General features: G+C 59.4%; 4 protein-coding genes and 2 pseudogenes. 4 read left to right on the forward strand and 2 right to left on the reverse strand.

The genetic code is table 11. The features are described from left to right. Positions 1-138: 138 nt before the first annotated feature. The 4 genes and pseudogenes from F6X42_RS41525 to F6X42_RS41540 all read left to right on the forward strand — a co-directional run. Positions 139-1,035, forward strand: a complete 897-nt coding sequence (locus F6X42_RS41525; protein ID WP_187639572.1) for a tyrosine-type recombinase/integrase — start codon at positions 139-141, stop codon at positions 1,033-1,035. Beyond that, positions 1,032-2,381, forward strand: coding sequence for a tyrosine-type recombinase/integrase (locus F6X42_RS41530; RefSeq protein ID WP_187639573.1), 1,350 nt, complete (start codon positions 1,032-1,034; stop codon positions 2,379-2,381). Before F6X42_RS41525 ends, F6X42_RS41530 begins: the two co-directional genes overlap by 4 nt. Continuing rightward, a complete protein-coding gene (locus F6X42_RS41535; RefSeq protein ID WP_187639574.1) occupies positions 2,378-3,379 on the forward strand; it encodes a tyrosine-type recombinase/integrase in 1,002 nt (333 codons plus the stop codon). The genes F6X42_RS41530 and F6X42_RS41535 overlap by 4 nt, the downstream gene beginning before the upstream one ends. 82 nt (positions 3,380-3,461) lie before the next feature. Beyond that, positions 3,462-4,043: pseudogene (locus F6X42_RS41540) on the forward strand (DUF932 domain-containing protein); the annotation flags it as partial. A gap of 361 nt (positions 4,044-4,404) precedes the next feature. Here the strand turns inward: F6X42_RS41540 and F6X42_RS41545 are convergent. Both F6X42_RS41545 and F6X42_RS41550 read right to left on the reverse strand, forming a co-directional pair. Next, positions 4,405-5,142 (reverse strand): hypothetical protein, encoded by a 738-nt coding sequence (locus tag F6X42_RS41545; RefSeq protein WP_187639575.1) that lies wholly within the window; start codon positions 5,140-5,142, stop codon positions 4,405-4,407. Continuing rightward, positions 5,132-5,559: pseudogene (locus F6X42_RS41550) on the reverse strand (hypothetical protein); the annotation flags it as partial. The pseudogene F6X42_RS41550 and the gene F6X42_RS41545, both read right to left, overlap by 11 nt.

Below are 5,559 nucleotides of genomic sequence, written 5' to 3' on the forward strand. Positions count from 1 at the left end.
TTCGAAGGAGACGAAGATAGACGTCCTGCAACACCTCTCCCGGCAGCTTTAGTGGCTCAGCCGACGGTCGTCAGGTGGGGGAGTTTGAAGTGACCATACCCGGGGGAGTTTGACCGACCGCCGGGGCACGATATCGTCGTGTTCGATTTGGTGCGCAGCTATGAAACGTGGATGGTGGAGATGCGCGGGCTGTCTCCTAACACGCGCAGACATAGACGCTTCGAAATGTATTCTCTTCTGAGGTGGCTGCACGATCATGGAACGAGCATTGAAACGTTATGCCTTCCGGACCTCGACGCCTATATTGCATCGCGGGTTGTCGTGATGAAGCGCCGCTCAAAGGCACATGTAATAAGCACGTTACGTGGTGTACTGCGCTACCTGTTCGATAGCAGTCAAATCGCAACGGATCTGGCAGACGCCATTGATGGGCCTATCATCTATGAGCACGAGGCTATTCCGACGACAATCCATCGAAAGGACATCGATCGGGTGCTGGAAATTGCCCGACGTGATCGCTCACCCTTAGGTATCCGCAACTACGCGATGCTGATGCTTCTGTCGACCTATGGCCTGCGCAGTGGAGAGATCCGTGGTTTGCGCCTGTCAGACATCGACTGGCGGCATGAACGGATTCACATCAGACATACAAAGACAGGTGCGTGCTCGGAGCTGCCATTGTTACGTGGTCCCGCCGACGCGCTATTCGACTATCTCAAGTGCGGTCGTCCCGCGACGTCAACGCGAGAAGTGTTTGTGCAGGCGGTAGCGCCTTATGGGCCGCTGCGTGCCGGTCTTCATCGGGTGCTGAACCACGCCATTCAGGCCGCAGGAGTGTCGCTGACAGGAAAGCGCGGGGTTCATGTCCTGAGGCATAGCCGGGCCGAGTCTTTGCTGGGTAGTGGCGTATCGATCAAGGTGATCGGAGATATCCTGGGACATTACAGTGTGCGAGGTACAGCAATGTATCTCAAGCTGGCAAGTGACGATTTACGGTCAGTCGCACTTGATCTTCCGCAAGAGGTGACGACATGACTAGCAAGGACCTTGTTAGCCGGTTCCTCGACACGCTGTCGATAGGACCTGAGACGCGTAGCGATTACGCCCGTGCCTTGCGGAAGTTTGAGACCTTCATGTCCGACAAAGCGCTTTCAGACGAAGAAAGCGCGATTAAAGTCCTGCGGACGTGGTTGCGACAGGAAGTCCAAAAATCGCCAGTGAGTTGCGTGGAAAACCGGGCACGCGTAGTCGTCCGCTATCTGGAATGGCGCACGAACGCCGGAGGTGGTTCGCATCCCGTGCTAGAACTGTACGCACATTACGGACGACTGATCGGTCCGGTTGTTCGGGCCTTGCTCGAAGATGACAACGGAAGCGCCCTGCGACGGCTGATTCCACTTCCCGTTTGGGGCAGCGTACTTGGCCCTGCGATGCAGGAGCACGTTGCGCGGATGAAGTCACTGGGCTACCGGTACGATACGCGCGCGAGTGATCTGCTGCGCTTCGACAGATTCCTACAGCGTCACCCTGCACTGGCAACTGTCCCGCTTCGACAGCAGTTCGATGCCTGGCGTAACGAAAGCCCCGGCTTGCGGCATCAGTGCCTGGCTCAGCAATGTGGAGCCACGCTATCAAAGGCGTTACGCCGAAAGGCCTCTGAGGTCCCAACTCTGCCGATCGAACCAGGATTATATGGCCGACTGACCCAGCAGGAGCGGCGCCCATATCTCTTTACCGAAGCTGAGATTCGTATGCTGCTCGATGCGGCTCGCACATTCCCTTCACCGAAGGCACCTCTACGGCCAGTCGCTCTGCACGCAATGATGACGTTGGCATACTGTGCCGGTTTGCGGCTCGGCGAAATCGCATCGCTAACCGTCGGCGATCTGAATCTTGCCCGCGGGCTACTCGAGGTCCGCGAGACGAAGTTTTTTAAGTCGCGCCGCTTGGCCCTGTCGCCAAGCGCGCTCGACGTCCTACGCGCCTATCTGGAAGCACGCGCGGCATTCGGTGCACCGATCACATCGGGAGCCCCCTTGTGGTGGTCGCCGCTGCGTCGATCGGGATACTGCAAAGGGCTAATTGAATGGATGTTGACCGAGGTAATTCGTCGTGCAGGGCTTAAACCCGCGCATGGTCATCGAGGGCCACGGGTTCATGATATTAGGCACACATTCGTTGGGCATCGGATGGTGCAATGGTATCGAGCTGGCATCAATCCTCAAGATCGCTTACCGTATCTGGCAGCGTACCTCGGTCACAAGGATATCCGGTCGACACTCGCATACCTGCACGTCTCTCCAGAACTGCTCCGTCAGGCAAGTGAGCGCTATCGGCGTCACAATGCACGCGTGCTGCGTTTGCCGGGAGAAGCGTCATGAAAATGGCACCCCTCGCGTACTGGCTCCACGCGTTCTTCCACGAGTGGCTCGCTGAGCAGCGCAATTGTTCGCGACACACAATTCTGTCCTATCGCGACACCTGGCGACTTTACTTGCGGTTCGTCGCTGCACGGCGACACTGCCCGGTAAGCTCAATCAAACTTGACGAATTGACCGCCGACGAAGTGCTCGCGTTCCTCAAGCACATCGAATCAGAGCAGCATACATCGATAGGCACACGCAACTGCCGGTTGGCGGCACTCCATTCTTTTTACCGGTTCATTGCGGACCGGGAGCCGTTAGCGGCCATGCAATGCGCTGCCGTATTGCACATTCCTGCCAAGAGAGGGCCAATTACCGAACCCGCGTACCTCGACATCGAGGAGGTCGAGGCGATTCTGCGCCAGCCAGACCGCTCGACACCAGAGGGGCAACGCGATTACGCGCTTCTTGCCTTCCTGTATAACACTGGCGCGCGCATCCAGGAAGCATTGAGTCTCTGTCCGTGCAATATCCGTCTGGCAGCGCCGGAGCAGGTGAAGCTTTGTGGTAAGGGCAACAAGATGCGGATCTGTCCGATCTGGCCGGAAACCGCGGCATTGCTGGCAGCGTTGCTCGAGCGAAACCCGAGACCGGAGAACGAACCGTTGTTCGTTAATCGTTATGGTTTCCCTCTCAGTGCCGCCGGCGTCCGATACAAGCTCGCGCAGTACGTTCGGACGGCGACGAACGAGGCACCGTCTTTACGAGGGAAACGCGTGCATCCGCACACGTTTCGCCACACGGTCGGGGTCCAACTGGTGGCCTCCGGAGTTGATGTCACCGTGATAAGAAGCTGGTTCGGACACGTGAGTCTCAACACGACAAATCATTACGCACGCGCGAACATCGAGACCAAGCGGCGCGCTCTTGAACAAATGGACCAGTCAACCCGGCCTCGCAGTCCGCCGCGGTGGCGACGTAATCCGAATCTCCTGGATTGGCTTGACTCCCTATAACCGCCTGGTAATGCGAAGCAGGAACACATTCGAAATGCCGATCATCGCGCCTGCCAGCCGTTTCCTCTGCATTACGGCCTCCTTGCCGTTACGCCATGCCGACCAGATCACCGGCGAGGAAGCCGACGAAATCGTGCTGCTGAACTCGCACGACGGCACGAGCAGTTACCAGATGCTCGCAGGCACGTTCCGGTTTGTGTGCCAAAACGGCATGGTGGCTGGCGAGAACATCGCCGATATCCGTGTGCCGCACAAAGGCAACGTCGTTCAGAACGTGATCAATGGCGCGTTCGACGTGCTCGACGGCTTCGACCTGATCCGCGAGCAGAAGGAAGGCATGCGCGCCGTGACGCTCGACCGCGACGAACAGCACGCGTTTTCCCGCTCCGCGCTCGCACTGCGCTACGACCCAAGCGACGCCGAAGCACCCGCCCCCATCACCGAAAGCCAATTGCTCGCGCCGCGCCGTTACGAGGATCGCCGCAATGATCTCTGGACGGTCTTCAACCGCATTCAGGAAAACCTGACCAAGGGCGGTCTACATGGACGTTCGCGCACGGGCCGGTCCATGTCCACGCGCCCCATCACCGGCATCGATCAGAACGTGAAGCTGAACCGCGCCCTCTGGATGCTCGCGGACGCCATGCGCCAGATGAAGGTGTAACCGACCGTGGGGCGGCGCACTCGCGCCGCCCATTCTCCGCCGTTGCTGAAGAAGGTCGACGCCGCTGCCACCGCCGAACTGCGGCCCGCGAAAGTCGCACGGGTCCCGGAAGTCCTCACCGTTCGCGAGATTTCGACCATACCCTCGTGGGCCGTCCGCGACGACGTGGATGAGGACGACTCCGTTACCGGAAGCGACACAGGAAACTCGCGGGACAGCAACGACGACGACGCGGAATCAGCGCACAGCCGGCGTGGCCCTTCCCGACTGCCGCCATAGTGAATACGGCGCAAGGCTGCCCTTCGCGACGCGTAAGCTTCGCCTCGTACTGATGACGCGGCACAGCAGGCGGCAGCACCCTCTAGGGGCCGCCGTGTGCCTGCCGCAACTGCACCGCGCGACAATTCGCGCCCGCCGTATGACCACCCGCCCCCCCTTCCACTAAACCGTCCACGACCAGTAACATCAGGCAGAGCACGGCTCCGCCCATCAGCAATAGACGGCGCATCGAGCGTGCAAAACGCCTTTCCATCCCTGTCGCCATCGCATCCACCCGCACCACCGTTGCATCAGTTGCCTGTCCGAACGCGCCAATCGCATCATCCAGCCGCTCACGCTGCTCGCGCCCCGAAATTGCAGCTGCGCCAATCAGCCGATTACCTGCCGAGCGCGCGACCCGATTTGCTATACGCACGGTCAAAGCCGTCAGCGCCGCCTCATTGAGATTCGCCAGCGCAGCCCGATACCGCGCCTCATGTTCCTGTATCAGCTTTTCCGCGAGTTGGATCGTCGACTTGCACCGCTCAAGCGCATCCTGGTGTTGTTGCATCAGAGCATCGGTCGCGCCGCCGACTTCTCGGCGCGCGGCTTCGAGACTGCCCTCGCTCGCCCACCGAATACGTTCCGGCATCCCCTCATACAGGCGCGCATAGTATTCGAGCACCGCGATGATCGACCATAGCGCGTCGTTCTCTTGCAGATTCAGTACGCTCGATACTCGACGCATACGGGCCAGACTAGCCTCGTCCGGGACATCGCCGGATATTTCATGAAACAGGCGCATGAGCGGATCAACCGGCTGCGATCGTCTACTGCTCATGGGCGGTCCCGTCGGCGCCGATCGCCTTCGCGAACATGACATCGCACAACGCCCGCCAACGCAATAGTTCCGCTCGCTCCCCTATGTGCATCATTTCCGACGCCTTGCGGATGGACATCCGCCGACTCCGAAGTTCGTCGGCCACACGATCCGCAAGATCTGGAAAATCGAGTGAGTGCCCTCTCGCCTCAATGGTCTTGCGAAGCTGCGATAACTGATACAGCGCGAACTTGTCGGGCGTGCCGAAATAGCCATTTCGCACCACGTGCGTCACCGCATTGGGAAATGTCTTGCGTATTTCGGATGAAGGTGACCAGCCGTTTCGGGATCGTGACCGGCGATTTCGGCAACGTGACCGGTCGTTTCGGCAACGTGACCGAGCGGACCGGACAGCAGGATTGGCGTTGCGCATGACAT

This window comes from Paraburkholderia podalyriae (assembly GCF_014397785.1).
Taxonomy (GTDB): Bacteria; Pseudomonadota; Gammaproteobacteria; order Burkholderiales; family Burkholderiaceae; genus Paraburkholderia; species Paraburkholderia podalyriae.